This is a genomic window from Arthrobacter sp. Z1-9, assembly GCF_054792695.1.
On sequence record NZ_CP096456.1, the window covers coordinates 3,815,107 to 3,837,962 of the forward strand.

The window sequence follows — 22,856 nt, forward strand, 5'->3', positions numbered from 1 at the left end:
GGCGGCCTCCCGACCGGGTTACTTAGACAGGCCGAACTGTTCCAGCGTGGGGGCGATCTGGTAGGCGGTCCCCACGAAGGCGTAACCTTCCCGGGCGGCGGCCAGGGAACTGCCCTTGGCGATAGGGGCGGACCAGGCGTTCTTGACCCCCCATTTGTTGATTTCCTCGTACGCCGGGGCAGCTTCCTCGGCGGAGACGGCCGCGCCTGCGCGGGTGAGCATTTCCGTTAGCTCCGGGTCTTCCACCTTGAATGGGTTGAGGAAGCCATTGGGACCGAAGTGTCCGAACGCGACCGTGCCGTCCGGGTCGTTGCCGTCTGGCCAGATGACCAGGGGGAACTTGCGGGAGGTGATGGCCGTGACGGTGTTCTGTGCAGGGATCGGTTCCCAGGTCACGTTGATGCCGATGTCAGCTAGTGCCTGACCTACCACGGGCTCAAGGGTTGCCGAGTAGATGATGCTCGGCATAGTGACCGAGAAGCCGTCCGGGTAGCCAGCCTCCGCCAGCAGTTTCTTTGCTCCCTCCACATCGTAGGGATAGGTCTCGTCGAGTTTCTCGTCGAACGCTTCGAAGGTCGGGTAGAAGACCTGCTCCGTGGGGGTTCCCATGCCGCTCATCGCCGCCGCCACGATGTTCTTGCGGTCAAGCGCCATGTTGATGGCCTGCCTCACCCGAACATCGGCGAGGGCCGGCTGGATTGTGCCATCGCGATCAGCGATAATCAGGGTCTGCTGGCTGGTGCCATCGATTTGGGTGATCTCGATTCCCGGCACTGCCTCAAGAGACTTTCGTGAACCGGGCATCACACTCGGGGCGACATCAACTTCACCCGACCGCAGCGCATTCTCCAAGGCCGTTGTGTCTTCGATAACTCGAACCGTTACGGTCTCAAACGGGTAGGTTTCGGCGTTCCAGTGATCGTCACGCTTCTTCAGTACGTATGTCGCCCCCTGCGTCGATGCTGCAGTGTCGAGAATGTAGGGGCCGGATCCGATCGGGTTCAGGCCGTACGCCTCGTCCGCCATCTGACCGGACTTCGCGATTATGCCAGCGGGTCCAGTGAACTTCCTCAGCAGGCTGGGGTCCGGTTTGCTGAGCGTTATTGTGAGTGTCGTGTCGCTCGTGACTTCGACACCCGAGATCGCCGCAACTTCCTTTTGGCTGGGACCAGGGGTGTCGCGGATACGCTCAAGGGTCGCCTTGAGATCATTCGCTGTCGCCTTGCTGCCATCCGAGAACTTGAGGTCGTCCCGGAGCGTCATGTCCAACTTCAGCCCATCGGCCGAGAACTCCCACTTGGTCGCCGCACGGGGCTCGTACTTTCCGTCAGGGCCAGCGAACACGAGCGTGTCATAGATCGACTTCCAGATATAGCCGTCCGTACCCGAAGACGCACGGACGGGATCGAGCTGCGCAGGCTGCCGGCTCACTGGAATCGTAAGCTCAGTCGGCGCCTCCGCTTCAACAGAATCACTGCCGGACGGTGAGCAGGCGCTGACCGCAAGGGCTGCGACGGCGACCATGGTTGCGGCGCCGACACGCCACCCCCGGCGACGCGGAACGTCTTGGGCCCGCCTGTCTACAAACAGGTTGTTCATCAAAAACTCCTTTGTCTTCACTACCACCACACTCTTGTGCTGCGAATCACGGTACCAACATTTGCAACCGCTTGCATTAAAAAACTTGAATCGTTACATTCTGCCGGATCCTGATAGCGCTTTCCCTTGGGCCGTTGGCACTATCGAGGCACGGCCGGTGAAGCAACCGGTTTCATTTTGGATGAAACAGTGATTCACTGTTTAGGCCGTGAGGTGCAACATCGAATGCACCGCATCAACCGGACCCAACGGCGCGGATGGAGAACGAAACCGATGAATACGACGACTGGGCTTGAGGGAGTCTTTGTGGAGGCGCCCCGCGCGCTGGGCACCGCTGCCCCTTACCTGAGGCGCTCGTTCGACCTCGGTCAGACGCCGGCGAAGGCCGTACTGCGCGTGACAGCGCTCGGCATCGTCGAACCTTGGTTGAACGGACGGCGGGTGGGCTCCGAGGTACTGGCACCTGGCTGGACTTCCTATCACCACCGGGTCGTGGTCTCGGACCACGACGTCACAGACCTGCTGCGCGATGGCGAGAATGTCGTCGGCGCGATTGTCGGGCGCGGGTGGGCAGTCGGTAGGTTGGGCTGGGATGGGAAGTCGGAGTTCTACGCAGACCGCCCCTCCGTGTGGATGGAGCTGCACCTCAAGTTTCCCGACGGCCGCAAAGAAGTGGTTCCCACGTCCGCTGCCTTCCGTGTATCAACGGGAGCCATTCTCGAAGATGACCTCTATGACGGGGAAGTTTATGATGCTCGATGGCATCCTCACGGCTGGAGCGAGCCGGGATTCGATGACAGTGCCTGGCTGCCTGCCGAAGAGAAAACGTGGGATTTGAGCACCCTGGTCCCCCGGGTAGCAGAGCCGATCCGGCCCGTCGAAGTGCTCCCCACCGTTGCGATCTCTGTAGCGGAAGACGGCGCCCACATCGTGGACTTCGGTCAGATCATCTCCGGCTGGGTACGTCTGCGGGTCTCAGGCATTGAGGGTTCGCAGATCACGCTGCGTCATGGCGAGTTGCTCACACCCGGTGGTGAACTCGAGACATCGAACCTTCGCACGGCAAAGGCGATCGACCGTTACACATTTGCTGGTCACGGAGTCGAGGAGTGGGAGCCGCGGTTCACCTTCCACGGATTCCGATACGCCGAGATCTCCGGGCTGCAGGGGACGCTCTCACCCGAGGACGTCGAAGCCGTCGTCGTACACAGTGACATGGTGCGTACCGGGTGGTTCGAGACATCGAACCAACTCCTGAACAAGCTGCATGAGAACACCGTCTGGGGAATGCGCGACAACTTCGTTGGCCTGCCAACGGACTGCCCACAACGGGATGAACGACTTGGCTGGACAGGGGACATCAATGCTTTCGGCCCCACAGCCGCCTTCCTTTACGACGTGCGCGGTGTTTTGTCATCGTGGTTGTCTGACGTCGCAGCTGAACAGAACGAACTGGGGTACGTGCCCTGGTACGTCCCGCAAATAACCGGCCGATCGCAATCACCAACAGCCCTCTGGGGGGACGTAGTCGTCAGCCTGCCATGGGCGCTGTACCGCGAGTATGGTGATGTGCGCATCCTCGAGGACAACTACACATCCGCTACCCGATTCGTGGATGACGTCGAAGGGCGCCTCGACGAGAACGGTCTGTGGTCCAACGGCTACCAATTCGGAGACTGGCTGGACCCCGATGCTCCAGGAGATCGCCCGGATCTCGCCAAAGCTGACAGATTCCTGGTCGCGACCGCCTACTTCGTTCGTGCCACTGCAGAAATTGCTCAGATGGCACGCGTACTCGGCAAGGACAACGACGCCGATCGGTATCAGGCACTGTCAGTGCGGGTCCGGGAAGCATTCCTGCATGAGTACGTGGCACCGTCCGGGCGACTCGTGGACGAGTCACCGACGGCATACGCGCTTGCAATCCGCTTCAACATCCTCGACGGAGAACGCAAGCACCGCGCCGGGCAGCGTTTGGCCGCAAAGATCGCCGAGGCCGGCTTCCGAATTGCCACAGGCTTCGCCGGCACACCGCACGTGCTTGACGCACTCGTCGAGACCGGACAGATCGACGTGGCCTACCGGCTGCTGATGCAAACGGAGAGTCCATCCTTCCTTTACCCCGTCACCATGGGCGCCACAACAATTTGGGAGCGCTGGGACTCGGTCCGTCCCGACGGCACCCTGCATCCATCCGAAATGACCTCGCTCAACCATTACGCCCTCGGAGCAGTTGCCGACTGGATGCACCGGCGAATTGGAGGACTGGCTGCGCTCGAACCCGGCTACCGGCACGTCGAGATCTCACCACTGCCCGGGGGCGGAATAACCTCCGCGAACGTATCCCACACCACGCAGTGGGGCGAAATAGCAGTGGCGTGGCGGATAGACGGAACCACCGTGTCCCTGGACGTCACGATTCCGGACGGCGTAACGGCACGAGTCACTCCCCCGCTTCACCCCGATGCCCTCGTAAAGGATGTCCCCGCAGGAAAGCACTCCTGGGCGTATGAGGTGCCAGTCCCCGAAATGCCTGAGTTCGATCTCGACACCCCTGTTGGCGAAATCACCGCTTTCCCCGCGGCGTGGGACGCCGCGTTCGCCGCGATCCTCCAGCACATGCCGTTTCTCAAAGACTTCATGAAAGAGCCCCCCCTCGCGAGCACGCCGCAAGGCCAAGCCTCACTTCGGTACATGCTCAGCCACATCCCGGGCTCCAATCCAGCGGTCGAGGCCGACGTCTACCAGGCGCTCCAATCTGCCCGGATGCAAACCATCTCGGGGGCAACAAAGATGTGACCCGCTTCAGGACCTTTGTTCGTGGTCCGCGACGCAACCCACCGCTTCCTCGACATCCATAAAGCTGACGGCGAAGCGCCTAAACCGGATAAAGGCGCCCGGAAGTGAAGGAGCAAGTTATGTCCGATTCAAAGTTCTTTGACCACAACTATGACGTCGTCATTGTCGGCACAGGTGCCGCGGGACTGGCGACAGCCCTGGGCGCCGTAGACGAGGGCCTAACGGTCCTCCTCTTGGAAAGCACCGGCAAGTGGGGCGGCAACACGGCCATGTCCGGGGGCGGCATGTGGATGCCCAATAACCCCCTCATGCAGCGTGACCGTGCCGGTGACTCCCGGAGCGAGGCTCTGACTTACCTTGAGGCGACGGTTGGCGAGGAAGGGCGCGCCACGACCCGTACCCGCAAGGAGGCGTTCGTCGACGGCGTCGCCGACTTCGTCAACACCGCCGAGAAGTACGGGGTGACATTCGTGCGCGCGGCGGACTACCCCGACTACTACCCCGAGCTCCCGGGCGGCAAGATCGGCCGTGGCCTCGAGGTGAAGCCTTTTGACATCAAAAAGATCGGTGACTGGTGGAAAACGTGCCAGGCACCCGCGGCGCTGCCGATCAAGACCGACGACGTGTGGCTGCTGGGCCGCGCATGGTCAACGCCTGCAGGTTTCGTCCGCGGGGCGCAGCTGGTCTTCCGTGCCCTCGGCGGTGTGGTCACCGGCAAGAAGCTCGGGGGCATCGGCGCCGGCTTCGCCGCTGCGTTCCTCCATGTCGTCGTGCAGAAGCAGGGTGCTGAGCTGTGGCTGAATGCGCCGCTGCAAGAACTCATCGTCGAGGACGGCCGTGTCGTAGGCGTGCGGATCACCCGGGACGACAAACCAATGACAATTGGCGCGGCGCGGGGAGTGATGCTCGCCGGCGGCGGCTTTGACCACAACAAGGACCTCCGCCAGAAGCACCAAGGGATCGACGGTGCCCCGTCGGGCGCTCCGGGCAACCTTGGGCGCCCCATCGAAATCGCCCACGCCAACGGCGCCGCGCTTGAGCTCATGGACGACGCATGGTGGGGCGGATCGGTCGCCGCAGCACCGGGACACAACGCCGCGTTCATCGTGGCAGAGCGTTCCTTCCCCTACTCCATCATCCTCAACGCCAAGGGCGACCGGTTCGCGAACGAGTCAGAGTCCTACGTCGACCTCGGCCACCACATGCTCGAACACGACAAAGACGGCCCCTACTGGCTGATCGGCGACGCCCGGCACGCCCGGCGCTACCTTCGCACCTTTGCGATCGACCCGAAAAACAACAAAGCCATGAAGGAGGCGGGAATCATGGTCAAGGCTGCCACCCTCATCGAGCTCGCCGCGAAGCTCGACATGGATCCCGCCCGCCTGGAAGCGACCATCCACCGGTTCAACGGCTTCGCCAGGGCCGGCGTCGACGGCGACTTCGGCCGCGGCAACTCAGCCTACGACCGCTACTACGGCGACCCCACAGTCCACCCGAATCCCTGCCTCGGCCCGCTCGAAAAGGGCCCATTCACCGCATTCAAAGTGGTCATAGGAGACCTCGGCACCAAAGGCGGCGTCGTCACCGACGCCGCAGCCCGGGCATTGCGCGAAGATGGCACCGTCATTGAAGGCCTCTACTCCGCTGGCAACAACTCCGCCTCCGTCATGGGGCGGACGTACCCCGGCCCGGGCTCGACCATCGGACCCGCCGTCGTCTTTGGTTTCATAGGTGCACGCCACATGGCACGGCAGAGCGGCTAACGCTAAACCGACTCCTTCCGACAAACCGGGCCAAACTCGACGGATCAGCCACTGCTGCTCAACAAGCCTAGTTAGTGTCCGGAGGTTCCCTACCAAACTTGTGCGGCGACCACATGGATTATGGAACGCGGCGGGACTAGGAGATGGCTATCGCCATAATTTCTGTGATTTCAAATGCGGTCATCCGAAGCCATGTGGAGTTGAAACCCCTTGGTGGCCACCTTATTTGACGTATTCCTAGAGAAGAGAAGGACCTCGTCCACCATGAACGTCGAAAACTACCACTGGGGGAGCTTCACTACAGGGGATGTGATAGAAGTACTCGATGGCGACCTCGTCATTGCTCGTGGAATAGTCGACAAGTACACCGACGGCGGACTGATCCTCTGGATCCACTTGTCTTACGGAGGAGGGACGCGGGCATTCAGTCGGAAAGATGGGTGGCACGCCCGTCTTGCTAGCGATCCAAACCCGTGAAGGCACTACAAGTTCAATTCGATCGAGCTAGGTCTTTGCTTGACCTACGGTTCACTGTCGGCTCTGGACCTCTCGACCATCCGATCGAAAGCCGTATCCGACGGCGCTTTAGTCCCGCTATCAAATCCAGGTCCTTCCCGACGCCCCGATCGCAACGGTAGTTCTCCACACGGCTCACTGGCATCGTCTAGCTAGGCACACCCTAACCTGACGTCAGGAACCCCTCGGAACAACTGTCAGATAAGGGTCCATACCGCCGTTTCCAGACAATGCTTCCGGAAGCTCAGAGAATCCACCCTGACACCTTCCGCAGCGACACCCCGGTCCATGGCTAGAAGGGACCAAAACACCAAGCCCCTCCCAAAATCCGTTGACAGCACCAACGCCCCAACTTAGGCTCCTGCCATTGTGAGCCACGGATGCGTAAACGAAGGAACAGCGCCATGAACGAGGACAACGGGCAGGTACGGGATCAGTTGGGCCGCCTGGGCTTTGGCGGTACGGGTGTGGGCAACCTGTACCGCGCCATTTCTGACGAGCAGGCGGCCGCAACGGTGGAAGCAGCCTGGGGCGGCGGCATCCGCTACTTCGACACCGCTCCCCACTACGGGCTGGGGCTGTCCGAGCGGCGGATGGGCGAAATCCTCTCCCGGAAACCGCGGGAAGACTTTATCCTCTCCACGAAGGTGGGCAGGGTCCTCGTCCCGTCGCCTGCAACCAGGGACGCAAAGGACCCGGACGGCTTTGACGTACCGGCTGACCTGCGGCGCGAATGGGATCCCTCCGAGGCAGGCGTACGACGCAGCATCGAGCAGTCACTGGAACGGCTGGGCCTGGATTACATCGACATCGCCTACCTGCACGACCCCGATGTCTACAGCATGGAAGATGCAGTTGAGTCTGCCCTGCCGGCCCTGGAGAAGCTCCGCGCCGAAGGACTGGTCCGTGCCATCGGTGTCGGGACCAACACAGCCGGCGCCGCCCTGCAGTGCATAGAAGCGGCAGACCTGGATCTCCTCATGCTGGCAGGCAGGTTCACCATGCTGGAACAGCCGGGCTCAGACGGCCGTGCCGGCGAAGGACTGCTGGACCGCTGCCAAGAGCTGGGGACCGGGGTGGTGAGTGTGGGCGTCTACAACTCCGGCATCCTGGCCAAGCCCGAACTGCCTTCCGATGCGCATTACAACTACTCCCAAGCGCCCGTGGAAATCCTGCAAAAGGCCCGCCAGTTGGCAAGCCTCTGCAAAGAACATGGCGTCGAGCTTCCCACTGCCGCCATCCAGTTCCCCTTCCGCCACCCCGCCGTCGTCAACGTCACGGTTGGCGCCAGCAGGCCGGAGCAGATCCGCGAAAGCGCCGAACGCATGGCCACCGAGGTCCCAGAGTCCCTGTGGCAGGACCTGCAGGAGAGGGGCCTAATCCCAGCCTGACCCGGTTCTCAACGTACGCGAAAACCGGATCCCGGCATTCCCTCCTTCTAAAAACACATCCCCTGTTTAAACTCGCAAGGACTTCTAAAGTTGGGTTACCTACTTTTAGAAGGAGTTTACGATGCGCTGTAGGGATCCGGGCATAAGACGCAGGTTCATTTACGTGCTTAGGCGACAGGTGACCTGAGATGGACTGGCAGGGCTGGGCCCTGTCCGGGCTGGCGGCAACCTCTGTGTTGACCGCCGTGATGATCGCGGCCCAGATGGCCGGGCTCACGCGGCTGGATTTGCCGCTGGTGCTCGGGACCCTCGTGACGCCCGATCCGGATAAGGCCCGCGTGGCGGGGTTCTTTATCCACCTCGGTGCCGGCCAGGGGTTCGCCCTCGGTTATGCGGCAGTCTTCGCGCTCCTGGGGCAGGCGACGTGGTGGCTCGGCGCCCTGTTGGGACTCCTCCACGTCGCGGTGGCCCTGACGGTTATCCTCCCGTTGCTGCCCGGCGTCCATCTGCGATTGGGGTCCACCAGGGCCGGGCCAACCACCACCGCTGTACTGGAACCGCCGGGCCTGCTGGGCCTGAACTATGGCATCCAAACCCCTGCCGTTGCGGTGGTGGCGCACGTCCTCTACGGCACGGTGCTTGGGCTTGCTTCTGGGGGCACGATGAGCGTTGATCATTGGGATCCGGCCCGGCAGGAGCGGGAGCTGCCGGGCGCGTTGTGGGAGCAGCATTCACCCACCCCCATCGCTGATTACGGGCTTTTCAGTGACACGCGTACAGCCGCGCTCGTTTCCGCCGCGGGGTCGCTGGACTGGCTTTGTGCTCCCGCGTTCGACGGCGAACCCCTCTTTGGTGCCTTGCTGGGAGGACCGGAGGCTGGACGGTTCCTCGCCGGACCTGCCGATCCTGCCCTGGTCATCCTCCGCAGGTACCGGCCGAACACCGCAACCCTGGAAACGGTGTGGGCGGTCGGGAACGGCAGGCTCACCTTGACGGAAGCCATGATCGCGGAAGTGGCGGGAGAACTGCTGCCCACCACTCTCCTGGTGCGGCGCCTTGCAGTGGAAGGTTCACCGGTCCGTGTCACAGTGCTCTTCGACCCTAGACTTGGCGAACAGCACCGGCGCCCGCGCGTGCGCCGGGGCCAGGACCTCGTCTGCGACTGGGGTCCACTGGCAACATCCCTGGGAACCAGCCCCCACCTTGACGTTGAGCCGGGACACCCCCTGACCTTGAACATTGTTCCGGGCAAACCCCTCACGCTTGTCCTCGCCTTGGCCTATGGCGAACCGCTGATCCATGTTGACCCCGGCGCAGTCTGGAACCTGGTGACCCGGGACGAGGCCCGGTGGCAGGCGTGGACGGAAGAAATCGACGGCGCCATCCCGTACCGCGACGCGGTGCTGCGCAGCCTGCTGACACTTCGGCTACTCACCTACTCCCCCTCGGGAGCCCCCGTGGCCGCTCCCACCACCTCGCTGCCCGAGCACCCGGGAGGCATCCGCAACTGGGACTACAGGTACGCCTGGCCCCGGGACGCGAGCATCGGCGTCGGCGCCTTCCTGCGGGCGGGTAAAATGCAGGAGGCGGAGGACTTCCTCGGCTGGCTCTTGCATGCCAGCCGCCTTGAACGGCCGCACCTTCCCGCCCTGCTCACCCTGACCGGAGGACACGTCCCGGCAGAACGGAACCTCTTCCAGTGGCTAGGCTATGCCGACAGCAGCCCGGTGCGGACCGGCAACCTCGCGGCAGGCCAGCACCAGCTCGACGGCTACGGCTGGGTCCTGGACGCCGCGTGGGCATTCGTGGACAGTGGCCGAAGGCTGACATCCGAAACCTGGCGGGCCATGCGCGGGTTCGCCGATCTGGTCGCCGCCAACTGGCAGGAACCCGACGCCGGCATTTGGGAGATCCGCGGCGACGCCGCCCAGCACGTCCACTCCAAAGTCATGGCCTGGCTCGCGCTGGACCGGGCCCTTCGCATCGCGGCTAGCCACCGGCTCAGCAAGCGGCGCCGGCTCAGCTGGGAATCCGCCCGCAGCCGGATTGCTGCCCAGGTGCGAACGAATGGTTATAGCGCTTCCAGGAATTCATACACGCGCACCTACGGCTCCGATGACCTCGATGCAGCCCTCCTGGTCCTGCCGCTCACCGGCCTGGAAGAACCGGGCTCGCCCCGCCTCGCGGGAACAATCGATGCAGTCCGCGACGAACTGTCCGCAGGATTTCCGCTGCTCTACCGCTATCCGCCGGGCCAGGACGGCCTACCCGGGAGCGAGGGAGCATTCCTGCCCTGCTCCTTCTGGCTCGTTCAAGCCCTTGCAATGACAGGCCAGCGCCGCGAAGCCGCCGGCCTGTTTGAGGCCCTCCTGCACAGGGGCTCACCGCTGGGACTCTTCAGCGAGGAAATGGACCCATCCTCCGGCATCCTCCTGGGCAACTTCCCCCAAGCCCTGACGCACTCCGCACTGGTCCAGGCCGCACTCGCCCTCCGCGACTGTCCCCCCACAAGCCGTAAGGACTCGCGTATCAGAACCGCGTAAGGGTGGCCGGCGAAAAGACCCGGAGCCATGGATTTCTTGAGAAAGCTGAGGGCCCTGGCAGAAACGAGCGAGCTAGGATGGTGGAGTAAGTCCGTTACCGCGATGCGGGCGGATTCCGACCGAAGGGAGAAACACCGTGGGTTTGGACGACAAGATCGGTAACGCCGCCGAGAAGTTGGGCGGCAAGGGCAAAGAAGCCACCGGAAACGCCACTGGCGATGAAAGCCTGAGGGCCGAAGGCCAGGGTGATCAGGCTAAGGGCGACCTGAAGCAGGCCGGAGAGAAAGTCAAAGACGCTTTCAAGAAAGACTGATTTCCATTATGGGAAGGGCGCCGCTCCGACTGGAGCGGCGCCCTTTTCTGTCTTCACCGGTCAGTTTTCCGAACTGCTCCTGTCCTAGGTGGGGCAGTTCCGGTTAACGAGTACCGACTACTCGTGTCCACGTGGCTGAAGCAACATAGTCTTTTCAGCAGCGGAGAAGTTATCCCGCTGCTGAGGTCTCAGCCATGAATTTCCCCGGCCAGGTGCCGGGGATCAAGCTGGGGCCGGCGACGATGGTGTCCGTCTGAGACCGCGGACACCGCCCCCAGCCGTCGCCGGCCCCACTCACGTGGTCAAGCCGGTTGCGCCGTAGTGGGGCCACCGGAAGCGCTGCCCACGGCAGGCACATGCGGCCAGGGCAGAGGCGCCAGGAGTGCGGTTTTCAGCTCATCGTTCAGTTCTTCAGGAACATCCAGCTCAACGTTCAGAGCCAGCAGCGCCCTGCTGAAGAAGTTTCGTGCGGCGGCGGCCATCGTGATGTCGGTGATCTCGCGGTCGCTGAAACCGCACTCGCGCAGCCGCAGGGCATCGTCATCAGTCATGGCAGCAGCGTGGGTGCTGAGCTTCACCGCGTAGTCCATCATTGCCACTTCAGCCTCCGGCAGGCCGGCGTCGTGGAAGTCCCTGGCGATGGCACTCAGTTCCTCTTCCGGAATGATCGAGAGTGTTTTCTTTCCGTGGGCCAGCCGGCAGTGGGTGGACCCGATGGCCTGCGCGGCCGCCAGCGTCACGAGCTCATACCGGCGCAGTCCCAGGGACCTGCTAATGGCCTTAGTGAGCGATTCCCAGGCGAGGAACGCCTCAGGGTTCAGGCTCATGGCCTTGGTATGACTGGGGACATAGCCGAGTGAACGGCGGTCGGCGTCGTAAATTTCGGCCGTCAGACCGGTGGCCTCGGATTCGGGGGTGATCCTCAGTATGGTCACAAAAACTCCTCCATTTGGCCGGCTGCGGCAACAGCCGGTGCCGCCTCTCCCAGCAACGGAGGCCGTGATTTTGACTCATTGTGGGCCTCGGCCCGCCGTTTGTAAACGGCCAGCGCCCCTCGGCCCGCGAGAGAAGCGTACCTAGACTTGAAGCGCTGGGACTATGCGCCGGCGGTGCCCTTCGACGTATGTGGGTGGGCGTACCAGGAAACTGAAGCTGTCGGCCAATCCACACGCCATGACCGCCGCCGCCAGCAACACCAGCAGCGCCCATAATCCCTCATTCCAGCGGATGAGTCTCGTCATGGATCAAAGGTAGTGGCATCAGGTAGCGCGCATCCGGTGAGTGGAAGCCCCCGCGCGAGTCGAGCTCGAGCGCAGGGGCTTCCGTGCTTCCGCTTTGGGGGAAAAGTTGGAAGCACCTAGAAATGTACCGGCTGGTAACTACCGAAAAAGACGGTTTGGGTCGCCTTCCGGAAATCTTGATTGAACCTTGAGCGGCCCACAGGCGGCATGGCCGCCGGCGCTCAGTCCGCCTCCGGCCCTTCGGTTGCCTCGGGGTCCTCTTCCGGTTCGAAGGTGTTCGGCTCCGCATCGGCACCGATGCCTACGCCGTCCACACCGCCGGGAACGCCGCCGTCGTCCTTGCCCTTGCCGGCAGCCGCGCCTTCCTGCAGCTCGTCGTCAGGCAGTGAATCAGGTGAGTTGATGGTCATTGCTCCTCCTTCAGTGGCCGGGCCTCCACGCTAACAGCCTCCGGCGCGAAAGGAGCGGACAAAACCAAAGAATTTAGGGCCGACGGCGGACCGGGGCCGCCGCTTTCAGGATGACGTCGAGCCCCCGCCGGCTTCCGGGCCAGTGCCTTTCCAGGGCCTCGGGTCCGGCCCGCTTGAGCACCGACCGCAAAACCAGGGCCACAATCACGGCATCGTCCGCGTAGCCAATCACCGGGATGAAGTCCGGCACCAGGTCAATGGGCGAGAGCAGGTAGGCGAGCAGCAGCACCAGCCGCACCCGCACCCCGACCGCGAGGGTCCGGTCCGCGGCCAGCCTCCTGATGAGCCGGAGCAGGTCCGGCAGCAGGCGCAGCGCGTCCTTCATGGTGACGGTCTCAGGATGGCGGCGGGCGTACCACCACAGGAGGAGCAGCAGCAAGGCGTACGCCAGCAGCAGCCCGGCCGCAATCCCGACGACGGTCTCCCAGGACATCCGCATCTCCCTGCCTCACGGCCGGGTGGGGCCCGGCCCCTGGACGAGCGTACTCCAGTTGTTCCGGTCAGGATCGGGGTAGCCTTTCGGGAAACCCACCCTGAGGAGCAAGCAATGGATTACCGCGTTCTGGGCCGTACGGGCCTCTCCGTCTCAGCCATCTGTGTCGGCACCAGCTCCTTGGGCAGCCATCCTGCTCCGCGCGGGACGGACACCGCTGTTGCCACCATCCGCCGCGTCCTCGAAAGCCCCTTCAACTTCATCGACACCTCCAACGAATACGGCGACGGCGGCAACAGCGAGAAGCGGATCGGCCAGGCCCTCGCCGAGGTTGGCGGCCTCCCGGCGGGCTTCGTGGTGGCCACCAAAGTGGACCCCATCCGCGGGAGCAAAGACTTTTCGGGGGACCGCGTCCGCCGTTCTGTCGAGGAAAGCCTGGAGCGGCTCGGCCTGGACCGGCTGCAGTTGGCCTACCTGCACGATCCGGAAAAGATCACCTTCGAGGAAGGCACCGGGCAGGGCGGCCCGCTGGAGGCGCTGATTGACCTGCGGGACCAGGGCGTCATCGGGCAGCTGGGCGTGGCCGGCGGGCCGATTGACCTGGAGCTGAAGTACCTGGCCACGGACGTGTTCGACGTCGTCATCAGCCACAACCGCTACACCCTGGTGGACCAGACCGCCGAACCCCTGATCCGGGACGCGATGGGGCGCGGGGTCGCGTTCGTCAACGCAGCACCTTTTGGCGGCGGCATGCTGGTGAAGGGGCCCGACGCCGCCCGCAACTACTGCTACCGCCCGGCGAGTTCGGCGATTATCGAGCGCGTCCGGAGGATGGAGGCGCTCTGCGCCGAGTACTCCGTACCGCTGGCGGCCGCGGCCCTGCAGTTCTCCACCCGCGACCGCCGGATAAGTTCCACCATCGTGGGCATGTCAGAGCCGGGCCGTGTGGACGAAACGCTGCAGCTGGCCGGCACGGACATTCCCGAGGAGTTCTGGGACAGGATCCTGCCTCTTGCCACAGCGGGAACCGGGGAACTGGGCTAAGTCCGCGCCCCGATGAGCCAAGGTTGATGTTGGCCCGCCCACCACATTGCAGAACAAAATAGAACAGAAATCCACCAATTTCTCTTGACCGCAGTTGTTTTAGCCTGTTACAAAGGCTGTAACGCCGGTACCCCAATCCCCTCCGGCAACCCCCACTAGCAAGCGACGGCACCCTTGCCGGTCCTATTTTGAATCGATACAAGAACACGACGCCGTGGTCCGCGCCCCACCCGTCATCGAAGGAGATGAACGTGATCGAAAGTCCCAGCCTGCGCAGCACGTCCCGCAAGCCCTCCGGAAAAACCCTTGCCTGCTGCCTGGCAGCCGCCGCGCTGGTAAGCGGCGCAGGAATCAGCCTGGCCGCCCCCGCGGCCCACGCGGAGCCGAGCAACTACCGCTTCGACTTCGGCCGCGGACCGGTAGAAGACGGCTACACCGGCGTCAGCGCAACGGACGCCTACAGCCCTGAGAAGCGTTACGGCTTCAACACACCCGAGCACATGGCCAACGTTCCCGCCAAGGGAACCGGGGCGGGCAGCGACGCCGTCCGCTTCCTGCAATTCGGGACCAGGAGCGCCAACACCTTTGACGTGGACTTGAAGGAAGGCCTGTACAAGGTGTCCGTCACGCTGGGAGACACGTCCCGTGCGAGCATTGCGGCCGAGGGCGTCTTCCAGGAGATGAACCTGACCGGAAACGGCGCCACGGCCTCCTTCGAGATTCCCGTCACCGATGGCCAGTTAAACCTGCTGGTCACCGAAGGCAAGGTTGGTACGGCCTTCACGCTGAGCGCGCTGGACATCGAAAAAGTGTCGCGCCATCCCGACATGGATCCGGCCATCTGGGTAGGCGGGGACTCCACGGTTGCCAGCTACTACCCCCTGGAGACCAGCGTGCAGGGCGGCTGGGGGCAGATGCTCCCTCAGTTTGTTGACCCTGAAGCCTTCGACGTCCGGAACATGGCAACCGGCGGACAGATCGCCCGCGGCTTCCGCAATGACGGCCAGCTGGAAGCCATCCTGCAGTACATTAAGCCGGGCGACCTATTCCTGCTGGAGATGGGCATCAACGACACCGCCGCCAAGAACGCCACCACCGAGGCGGAGTTCAAGGAGATCATGCGGGACATGGTCCGGCAGGTGGCGGCCACCGGAGCGACACCTGTCCTGGTAACGCCGCAGGGCCGGGCCACGGACTTCGTGAACGGCGTGCACTCCTCGGTGAACCGCTGGTACCGCAACTCCACTGTTGCGCTGGCCCAGGAAGAGGGCATCCCCCTGGTTGACCTGAACGTCCTGGCGTCCGCCTACTTCACCGCAATTGGTCCGGAGGCAACGCTCGCACTGTTCATGACCGGTGACACCCTGCACCCCAACCGTGCCGGCGCCATCGAGCTGGCGCGGCTCGTGGCAGAGGACCTGGCACGCCAAGGCCTCTAACCGAGCAGGAAGCGACGGCGGGATGCGGCGGGGAGCCGCGTCCCGCCGTCGTGATTCCAGGCCTCCCCTGTCCCACGGACCGCGGAGGGGGAACCAGCCGGACCGCCCTCGGCGAGCGCGGTCAGGGGATGAGGTTCTCCGCCCGGTAACGCTCGAACAGCGCGATGAACGCATCGAGTGTCCGCCGGTAGCCGGTAAACCCGGCGTCCCGGCTCTTGCCCATGTCTGTCACTACCTCGATGTTGCGCCCCAGGTCGCCGTCGGTATGCCACCAGGAGGCGACACGATCCAACTCCGGCTCGCTGAGGTTATGGCGCCGGGCAAGTTCCCGCCACTGGCCCTCCCGCCCCGCCATGGACTGCTCGAGGGGCCGGGGCTCCCCCTCGTACCCCTCCCACTCCACGCCGAAGTAGGCTGCAAGCTTCGGCCACATCCAGCGCCAGCGGAACACGTCGCCGTTGACGATGTTGAAGGCCTCGTCAGCGGCCCGGGGCGTAGTGGACGCCCAGAGCATGTGCTCGGCGAGCAGGCCTGCCTCGGTCATGTCGGTCAGGCCGTTCCACTGCGTCTCGGATCCCGGAAAGACGAACGTCTCCCCGCTCTCCCTGCAAAGGGTGGCTTGGGCGGCGAGCGTAAGGCCCATGTTCATGGCGTTGCCCACCGCATGCCCGATCACCGTGTGCGCGCGGTGCACGGACCAGGTGAACCCCTGCTCAGCCGCCGCCCACAGCTCATCCTCCTGGGCGTAGTAGAAGTTCGGGACCGGCAGCCGCGGTTCCTCCTCGTGGAAGGGCGTGTCCGCCATCTCTCCGGCTGCGTACGCCTCGAAGGGTCCAAGGTAATGCTTCAGGCCGGTCATCAGGGCAACGTGGGCCACGTCCTTGCCGCGGAGTGCAGCGAGCAGGTCGCGCACCATCCCGGCATTGACCGTGATGTTCTCCTCCTCGGTGTCACGCCGCGACCACGCTGTGAAAAAGACATGCGACGGATTCTCCGGCCCGAGCACACTGGCCAGCGATGCGGCCGAGGTCAGGTCCGCGGACAGCCACCGGACCCCGGCGCGCTCCACCCCGGGCCTGCGGGACAGGGCAAGGACGTCCCAGCCCCCACCTGCCAAGATGTCCACCAGGGCGGATCCGGCGATGCCGGTGGCTCCCACTACCAAAGCCGACCGCCCATTTCCCGCTGTTGTTCCTGTACCGATGGTCATGGTCCTCCTCGTGGTGTGCTGCTCGTGCCAATGGGGACAAGCCGGCATCCCGGGGAGATATTCCTGCAGGCCGAATCCTCCACGGCTGGTGCTGGACGTCGTCGTGATCGGATAGCCCTCATCGACGTCGTCACCACGTCCGAACGCACCAAGGAACACGAACCGGAGACTCCTGGGCGGGCTTAAGGCAGCCAAACCCGTTGAGCCCGCTGCCGCGCCCAGAATTGATCCGATCTTGAGGTAAACCTTGCTGCCTGTTGACGTTGCAGGTCCACGCTGGAGCTATCGAACCTTCAAATCCATCGGACCACCCAGCTTGTGGGGAGCAGGAAGTCATGGGGAACAAAGTAGTTTCTGAGGAAGTAACAGCCGTGGAAGGCGTGCTCACGGATCAGCATCCGCTCGACTTCTACACGTTGGGGCTCGCCGGCTGCATTGACCGGCTCACGGCGCCTCTCCGCCAGCGAGGGACGGCGGTCCGCTGGGATACCCCGCACTGGGGCATCGAGATCCCGGCGGACTGTGCCACTCTGCTGTATCAGTCGGCGCGGGAGGCGCTCAGCAACACCTTCAAATATGCCCAGGCCTCGCAGCTCAACCTCCAGCTCGCCGCAGTGGACCACGGGATCCGCCTGGTGGTGGCCGACGACGGCACGGGCTTTGACAGCCAGCTCGCCACGTGTGGGCGCCACCACGGCTATGGCCTGCGGCTTATGTCAGCGGCCGTCCACGAGGCCGGCGGAACCGTGGAGGTCTGCTCCGTCCCGGGTCAGGGCACCAGCGTGACCGTCACCCTGCCGCTGGACTAAGAACTGCGATGCCTGCCTAAGAACTGGATACCCGCCGTCGCTGGGACGGCGGGTATCCGTATTTTCGGCTCGTGGTGCCGCTACCGCGTCAGCTTCGCGCTGTCGTGCTCAAGGTCGCCGATGTGGCCTGGTGCGTTGGCGGCCAGGACCCTGGCGACGAAGGCGGCGTACTCGTCCATGAAGTGCCGAAGGAACTTGGCGGTGTCCTCGTTCTTGACCTCGCCGTCTTCGCCGAAGACCGCAGCGTTGTAATGGATGTAGGCCTCAGGGGCATTGAGCTGCGGCGCGTCCAGGAAGCTCAGCACGCTGCGGAACGAGGACTGCATGACCGCCGTGCCGATGCTGCCCACGGAGGCGCCGATGATGCCGGTGGGTTTACGGGCGAAGGAGTTGCTCCCCCACGGGCGGGAGCCCCAGTCGATGGCGTTCTTGAGGGCACCGGGGATGGACCGGTTGTATTCGGGTGAGACGAACAGGATGCCGTCGGAGGCCTCGATGGCCTCCTTCAGGGCCCGGCCTTCGGGCGGGAAGTCGGCGTCGTAATCGTAGCTGTAGAGCGGGAGGTCCCGGATGGGGATTTCGGTGAATTCGAGGTCCTCGGGAGCGAGTTTGATCAGTGCGTTAGCGAGGACCCTGTTGATGGAGCCGGTAGCGAGACTCCCCACGAAGTATCCGATCTTGAACGGTGCCATGAGTGTTCCTTCCACTGGCCAGTCAATGCCGGCCGTCCATGTCCTGCTTGGAAAAGGTGCCGCCCGTGACTGGACGGCGGTTGGTGCTCAGTGCATCACCAGTCCAGCACATGGAGACCGACCTCGGCCAGAGGTGCGGCAGGTCCTTGACAGGCTGCGGGAGGGAGCGCTGAATGATCTGTAGCGAAGTCCCCGGCGCGGTCAGGAGCAACCATGAGCGAGAATCCACTGCAGGACGAGCGGGTCCACACGGAGGCACCCGCCGAGGGCGACCCGGATGCCGACGCCACAGAGATCCGGGTGCACACGCAGGACCCTGCCGAGGGACCGGATACTCCGGAGGCTACCGGGCCCGGCAAATAACCCAGCCCGGTGCGGGGCCGAGTTTGGGCGGCTGCCTGGAGGTCATTGATCCGCTTGTTGGAGCTGGCGTACGAATGCGGCGGCGCCTTCACCGGAGAAATCTTGCCTATCGACGGGGCGGCCAGAGACAGCCATGAGAAGTGCCAACACGCTTCCCTCGACCGCTGCGCCAGAACCGTGCTCAAACCTTGAATCCGAAGCTCGCAGACGAAATCCAACTGCGTGTTCCTTGCCGCCGCCCATGAAGGTGCCGGTCTTGAGTTGATAACGCAAGGCCGCCTCGATCGACTCACCCGGGTAGGAGCGCACAATCCCCAGGGGACGCCGAATGTCCTCACCATGCACGATCACTTCGACGAGTCGGGTAGCCAGAGCAGCAGGCGGCGTCTTGATTGCTTCGCGTATGCGGCGGAACTCAGTCAGGGTCGCTTCCGGGGTCGCGGCACGTTCCCTGGTGATGCCGATTGCGTTGTCCTTGTCGAAGTCGAACTTCGCGGCGATCAGCCGACGGAGAAAGCTGAGACGGGTTGTCTTCGCGGAATCCACGAGATGGGCTAGGACGTCATGAATGTCCCAGCCGGGGCAGAGCGAGGGCTGGGCCCATTGCTCCGGGGTAAGCGACTCAAGTTCTCCAATGAGGGTCTCGCGTTCGCTGTGAACTGCTGGCCACACCGAGGCCGAAGGTCGGGAAGGCATGGGGCAATATAACCACGGGATAAGGACGACCACCCGATATGTGACAGGACCACGCGTGGATTCCTCGCTGTGCTGGTTTGGACTGGTGGACTGGTCTGGTCTGGTCTGGACAACGAACAACGGCCCACGGGAGACTGACGCCATGCGCAACCTGGCCTTCGGCATGAACCTGAGCCTGGACGGCTACATCGCCGCGCCCGGCGGCGACCTCGGCTGGAGCGTGCCGAGCGACGAGCTGTTCCAATGGTGGTCCGACCGGGTAGGGGCTACGGGACTGGCGCTGTACGGGCGCAAAGTGTGGGAGACGATGAGCTCCCACTGGCCCACCGCCGACCAGCAGCCCGGCGCCACACCGGCGCAGATCGAGTATGCCCGCCGCTGGCGGGCCATGCCGAAGGTGGTGTTCTCCTCGACGGCCAGCACGGTGGACTGGAACACCCGCCTGGTCACCGGCGACGCGGTCACCGAGATCACCCGGCTCAAGGCCGACGACGACGGGTCCATGGACATCGTCGGTGCCACGCTCGCCGCGGCGGCCATGCGGGCCGGACTGATCGACGAGTACGTGCTCGTCACCCACCCGGTCCTGGTGGGCGGCGGCACACCGTTCTTCACAGCCCTGGACAACTGGGTGAACCTGCGCCTTATGGAGACCCGGACGTTTCCCGACGGTGTGGTCCTGACCAGGTACGAGACCAGGCGCTGACTGCCCGGCGCCGGAGCTGGCCCTCCAGATGGCGGCTACCCCTTGCGGTTCGGGTTCCCCTGCGACTATTTTGAAACGACTCAGAAAACGGTTTCTTGTGTTACGTGACGGGTGATACTCCGTCCTCCAGCGACAAAACCGAAACAGCGGAAACGCACCGACGGAATTGGACACGATGATTGAGAACACGCTGGTCAGGTGGATCGACGGCGACGCCCCGGCAGAAATCAGCAGCGGCATCACGTGGGGCATGCCGTTCCCACGCGGAAAAGTAGCGGGCACCGAGGAACTTAGCGTCCGTAATGCCGACGGCAAGCCCATCGCAAGCCAGTCCTGGCCGCTGGCCACCTGGCCCGACGGTTCGCTCAAATGGGCCGGGTTGGCGATCCCCGCCACCGATGCTCCCTCCGAGGGTTACGAGGTGACAGCCGACGGCGGCGCCTCACCCGGCGAAGCCGGCCTCCCGCCGTCGGCCCTCCGCAGCGTCACCGTCACCGAAACGGCCGAAGCATTCACGGTGGACACCGGCACCCTGCAGGCGGTGATCAACCGCAGCGGTTCGCACCTCTTCAGCAGCCTTACCCGCGGCGGAACCGAAGTGGCACGGGATGCCTGCCTGGTCAGCCTCCTGCAGGACAGCCTTCCAGAGGGTGCCGGAACGGCCAACCGGGAAGCCTTCACCGGCGAGGTCACCGCCGCCGTGCTTGAACAAGCTGGTCCCGTCCGTGCCGTCGTCCGGCTGGAAGGACACCACCGTCCGGACACACCCGGCAGCAGCAGTCGGAACTGGCTTCCGTTCGTGGTTCGGCTCTACTTCTACGCCAATGCCCGCAGCGTGCGGATGGTGCACTCGTTCATCTGGGATGGCGACGCCGGGCAGGACTTCCTGGCGGGACTGGGCGTCCGGTTCACCGTGCCGCTTGAGGCCGAGCTCCATGACCGGCACGTCAGAATCGCCGGGGCCGACGGCGGATTCCTGGTTGAAGGCGTGCGCGGACTGACCGGCCTGCGCCGGGACCCGGGTGAGGAGGTCCGCCGGGCGCAGGTGGAAGGCCGGCCCACCCCGCCGCCGGCGGAATGGAACCCGGAAGTTTCGGAGCGGCTCCACCTGGTTCCCGCGTGGAATGACTACACGCTCACACAGCTCAGCGCTGACGGCTTCGACCTCCGCAAGCGCACCGGCACGGGCCATGCCTGGGTGGGAATCTCCGGCGGCACCAGGTCGGCCGGCTTCTGCTCACTGTCCGATACCCGCGGAGGTTTCGGCGTGGGCGTGAAGGATTTCTGGCAGTCCCACCCCGGCCAGCTGGACATCCGTGGTGCGGCCACCGGCGAGGCGTCCATGACCGCATGGCTGTTTTCCCCCGAGGCCCAGCCCATGGACCTGCGCTTCTATCACGACGGCCTGGGCCAGGACACGTTCGAGGAACAGCTCGAGGGGCTCGAGATCACGTATGAGGACTACGAGCCGGGCTTCGGCAACGCCACCGGCATTGCCCGCACACATGAGTTAACTCTTTTCGCCTACGAGGGCACCCCCGCAACGGAAAGCCTCGCTGCGGACGTTCACGCCGCCTCAACCCCCGCCCTGCTTCAGGCCACCCCGGAATACCTGCACTCCGTGGGCGTCTTCGGCGACTGGGACCCCGTGGACCGCAGCACCCCCGCCCGGGCCGAACTCGAGGACCACCTGGACTTCCTCTTCGATTTCTACGCCGGCCAGGTGGAGCAGCGCCGCTGGTACGGCTTCTGGAACTACGGCGACGTGATGCACACCTACGACTACGACCGGCACGTGTGGCGGTACGACGTGGGCGGCTACGCCTGGGACAACTCCGAGCTCTCCCCCGACCTCTGGCTCTGGTACTCCTACCTGCGCTCCGGACGGGCGGACATCTTCCGGTTGGCGGAGGCCATGACCCGGCACACTGGCGAAGTGGACGTGTACCACCTGGGACCGTGGAAGGGACTGGGGTCGCGGCACAACGTGCAGCACTGGGGCTGCAGCGCCAAGCAGCTGCGCATCAGCACCCCGGCCTACCGCCGCTTCTACTACTACCTCACCGCGGACGAGCGCACCGGCGACCTCCTCACCGAACTGGTGGACAGCGACCAGAACTTCCTGGGCCTGGACCCGGTCCGCAAGGTCCGCCCCGACGCCGACACCTACCGCCCCAACCGGAATGCGCTCGGCGTGGGGCTCGGGACGGACTGGGGCTCCCTCGCTGCCACCTGGCTCACCGACTGGGAACGGACCGGCAACCCGCACTCCCGCGACCGACTCCTGGGCACCATGGCAGACATCGGCGCCCTCAAACACGGCTTCCTCACCGGCGAGGCCCTGTACGACCTGGACAAGGGACGGTTCGACACCGGCCGCGAACTCATCCAGGTCTCACACCTCAGCGCAGTCTTCGGCCTGGTGGAGATCTGCAGTGAACTGGTGGACCTGGTCCCTGATCCTGAGTTCGAGCGGGCCTGGCTGCAGTACTGCCGGCTTTTCCTGGCCACCAAGGAGGAGCAGGTGGAGGCCGTGGGCCAGCCCCTGGCCGGGATCTATCTCACCCAGGCGCACAGCCGGCTCACCGCTTACGCAGCGGCCCGGTTGCACGATCCGGAACTGGCGGCCCGGGCGTGGGAAAGCTTTGCCGAGGGCGGGGAACACCTGAACCACGAAGCGGCCTTCACGCTCCGGAAGATCGAGCCGCCGCATGTGCTGCTGCCCGTGGACGAGGCACCCACCGTCTCCACCAACGACGCCTCGCAGTTCGGCCTGGCGGTCATCCAGAACCTGGCGCTGATCGGCAACCATTTGCGCTGACCGCC

At 64.3% G+C, this 22,856-nt stretch carries 17 protein-coding genes and 1 pseudogene; 11 read left to right on the plus strand and 7 right to left on the minus strand.

Translation table 11 applies throughout. The annotated features are described in order from the left end of the window. Positions 1-18 precede the first annotated feature (18 nt). Positions 19-1,599, minus strand: coding sequence for an ABC transporter substrate-binding protein (locus tag M1D93_RS17655; RefSeq protein ID WP_461172752.1), 1,581 nt, complete (start codon positions 1,597-1,599; stop codon positions 19-21). A 273-nt stretch (positions 1,600-1,872) separates the two neighbouring features. Here M1D93_RS17655 and M1D93_RS17660 point away from each other — a divergent pair, with 273 nt between their 5' ends. From M1D93_RS17660 to M1D93_RS17680, 5 genes are all read left to right on the plus strand, one after another. After that, positions 1,873-4,398 carry an alpha-L-rhamnosidase gene (locus M1D93_RS17660; protein WP_461172753.1) on the plus strand — a complete coding sequence of 842 codons (2,526 nt, stop codon included), beginning with the start codon at positions 1,873-1,875 and terminating at the stop codon, positions 4,396-4,398. A 119-nt stretch (positions 4,399-4,517) separates the two neighbouring features. Beyond that, complete coding sequence (locus M1D93_RS17665; protein ID WP_461172754.1) at positions 4,518-6,164, plus strand: FAD-binding protein; 1,647 nt, start codon at positions 4,518-4,520, stop codon at positions 6,162-6,164. 920 nt (positions 6,165-7,084) lie between these two features. After that, positions 7,085-8,071, plus strand: a complete 987-nt coding sequence (locus tag M1D93_RS17670; protein WP_461172755.1) for an aldo/keto reductase — start codon at positions 7,085-7,087, stop codon at positions 8,069-8,071. 188 nt (positions 8,072-8,259) lie between these two features. After that, on the plus strand, positions 8,260-10,614 hold the full coding sequence (locus M1D93_RS17675; protein WP_461172756.1) for a glycoside hydrolase family 15 protein: 2,355 nt from the start codon (positions 8,260-8,262) through the stop codon (positions 10,612-10,614). Positions 10,615-10,750: 136 nt separating this feature from the next. Beyond that, entirely contained in the window at positions 10,751-10,927 is a 177-nt protein-coding gene (locus M1D93_RS17680) for a CsbD family protein (protein WP_461172757.1), read from the plus strand. 302 nt (positions 10,928-11,229) lie between these two features. Here M1D93_RS17680 and M1D93_RS17685 read toward each other — a convergent pair whose 3' ends face one another. The 3 genes and pseudogenes from M1D93_RS17685 to M1D93_RS17695 form a co-directional block, all read right to left on the minus strand. Next, positions 11,230-11,862 carry a carboxymuconolactone decarboxylase family protein gene (locus M1D93_RS17685; protein WP_461172758.1) on the minus strand — a complete coding sequence of 211 codons (633 nt, stop codon included), beginning with the start codon at positions 11,860-11,862 and terminating at the stop codon, positions 11,230-11,232. Between the two features lie 527 nt (positions 11,863-12,389). Beyond that, positions 12,390-12,578 (minus strand): hypothetical protein, encoded by a 189-nt coding sequence (locus M1D93_RS17690; protein ID WP_461172759.1) that lies wholly within the window; start codon positions 12,576-12,578, stop codon positions 12,390-12,392. 192 nt (positions 12,579-12,770) lie between these two features. Further along, positions 12,771-12,852 (minus strand): annotated as a pseudogene (locus M1D93_RS17695) (YkvA family protein); the annotation flags it as partial. A 333-nt stretch (positions 12,853-13,185) separates the two neighbouring features. Between M1D93_RS17695 and M1D93_RS17700 the strand changes: the two are divergent. Further along, positions 13,186-14,115 (plus strand): aldo/keto reductase, encoded by a 930-nt coding sequence (locus tag M1D93_RS17700; protein ID WP_461172760.1) that lies wholly within the window; start codon positions 13,186-13,188, stop codon positions 14,113-14,115. Between the two features lie 251 nt (positions 14,116-14,366). After that, complete coding sequence (locus tag M1D93_RS17705) at positions 14,367-15,554, plus strand: rhamnogalacturonan acetylesterase (protein ID WP_461172761.1); 1,188 nt, start codon at positions 14,367-14,369, stop codon at positions 15,552-15,554. Between the two features lie 121 nt (positions 15,555-15,675). On the opposite strand, the gene M1D93_RS17710 is transcribed toward M1D93_RS17705, so the two are convergent. Further along, complete coding sequence (locus tag M1D93_RS17710) at positions 15,676-16,764, minus strand: SDR family oxidoreductase (protein WP_461172762.1); 1,089 nt, start codon at positions 16,762-16,764, stop codon at positions 15,676-15,678. 335 nt (positions 16,765-17,099) lie between these two features. On the opposite strand from M1D93_RS17710, the gene M1D93_RS17715 reads away from it, so the two are divergent. Further along, complete coding sequence (locus M1D93_RS17715) at positions 17,100-17,573, plus strand: sensor histidine kinase (RefSeq protein ID WP_461172763.1); 474 nt, start codon at positions 17,100-17,102, stop codon at positions 17,571-17,573. Between the two features lie 80 nt (positions 17,574-17,653). Here the strand turns inward: M1D93_RS17715 and M1D93_RS17720 are convergent, their stop codons facing one another. Next, the gene (locus tag M1D93_RS17720; RefSeq protein WP_461172764.1) at positions 17,654-18,265 is read right to left on the minus strand and encodes an NADPH-dependent FMN reductase; all 612 of its coding nucleotides are present in this window, start codon (positions 18,263-18,265) and stop codon (positions 17,654-17,656) included. A gap of 213 nt (positions 18,266-18,478) precedes the next feature. On the opposite strand from M1D93_RS17720, the gene M1D93_RS17725 reads away from it, so the two are divergent. After that, positions 18,479-18,628, plus strand: coding sequence for a hypothetical protein (locus M1D93_RS17725; protein WP_461172765.1), 150 nt, complete (start codon positions 18,479-18,481; stop codon positions 18,626-18,628). Positions 18,629-18,670: 42 nt separating this feature from the next. Here the strand turns inward: M1D93_RS17725 and M1D93_RS17730 are convergent, their stop codons facing one another. Further along, on the minus strand, positions 18,671-19,324 hold the full coding sequence (locus M1D93_RS17730) for a maleylpyruvate isomerase family mycothiol-dependent enzyme (protein ID WP_461172766.1): 654 nt from the start codon (positions 19,322-19,324) through the stop codon (positions 18,671-18,673). A 142-nt stretch (positions 19,325-19,466) separates the two neighbouring features. Between M1D93_RS17730 and M1D93_RS17735 the strand changes: the two genes are divergently transcribed. Together M1D93_RS17735 and M1D93_RS17740 are read left to right on the plus strand one after the other, a co-directional pair. After that, complete coding sequence (locus M1D93_RS17735; RefSeq protein ID WP_461175059.1) at positions 19,467-20,030, plus strand: dihydrofolate reductase family protein; 564 nt, start codon at positions 19,467-19,469, stop codon at positions 20,028-20,030. 175 nt (positions 20,031-20,205) lie between these two features. Continuing rightward, positions 20,206-22,851, plus strand: coding sequence for an exo-rhamnogalacturonan lyase family protein (locus M1D93_RS17740; protein WP_461172767.1), 2,646 nt, complete (start codon positions 20,206-20,208; stop codon positions 22,849-22,851). Positions 22,852-22,856 lie beyond the last annotated feature (5 nt).

What these genes read in the sequence shown, in the direction of transcription:
- M1D93_RS17715 (WP_461172763.1), top strand. Translation starts at nt 17,100, where the DNA reads ATGGGGAACAAAGTAGTTTCTGAGGAAGTAACAGCCGTGGAAGGCGTG.
- M1D93_RS17670 (WP_461172755.1), top strand. Translation starts at nt 7,085, where the DNA reads ATGAACGAGGACAACGGGCAGGTACGGGATCAGTTGGGCCGCCTGGGC.
- M1D93_RS17675 (WP_461172756.1), top strand. Translation starts at nt 8,260, where the DNA reads ATGGACTGGCAGGGCTGGGCCCTGTCCGGGCTGGCGGCAACCTCTGTG.
- M1D93_RS17665 (WP_461172754.1), top strand. Translation starts at nt 4,518, where the DNA reads ATGTCCGATTCAAAGTTCTTTGACCACAACTATGACGTCGTCATTGTC.
- M1D93_RS17690 (WP_461172759.1), bottom strand. Translation starts at nt 12,578, where the DNA reads ATGACCATCAACTCACCTGATTCACTGCCTGACGACGAGCTGCAGGAA.
- M1D93_RS17740 (WP_461172767.1), top strand. Translation starts at nt 20,206, where the DNA reads ATGATTGAGAACACGCTGGTCAGGTGGATCGACGGCGACGCCCCGGCA.
- M1D93_RS17700 (WP_461172760.1), top strand. Translation starts at nt 13,186, where the DNA reads ATGGATTACCGCGTTCTGGGCCGTACGGGCCTCTCCGTCTCAGCCATC.
- M1D93_RS17725 (WP_461172765.1), top strand. Translation starts at nt 18,479, where the DNA reads ATGAGCGAGAATCCACTGCAGGACGAGCGGGTCCACACGGAGGCACCC.
- M1D93_RS17655 (WP_461172752.1), bottom strand. Translation starts at nt 1,599, where the DNA reads ATGAACAACCTGTTTGTAGACAGGCGGGCCCAAGACGTTCCGCGTCGC.
- M1D93_RS17735 (WP_461175059.1), top strand. Translation starts at nt 19,467, where the DNA reads ATGCGCAACCTGGCCTTCGGCATGAACCTGAGCCTGGACGGCTACATC.
- M1D93_RS17720 (WP_461172764.1), bottom strand. Translation starts at nt 18,265, where the DNA reads ATGGCACCGTTCAAGATCGGATACTTCGTGGGGAGTCTCGCTACCGGC.
- M1D93_RS17730 (WP_461172766.1), bottom strand. Translation starts at nt 19,324, where the DNA reads ATGCCTTCCCGACCTTCGGCCTCGGTGTGGCCAGCAGTTCACAGCGAA.
- M1D93_RS17660 (WP_461172753.1), top strand. Translation starts at nt 1,873, where the DNA reads ATGAATACGACGACTGGGCTTGAGGGAGTCTTTGTGGAGGCGCCCCGC.
- M1D93_RS17710 (WP_461172762.1), bottom strand. Translation starts at nt 16,764, where the DNA reads ATGACCATCGGTACAGGAACAACAGCGGGAAATGGGCGGTCGGCTTTG.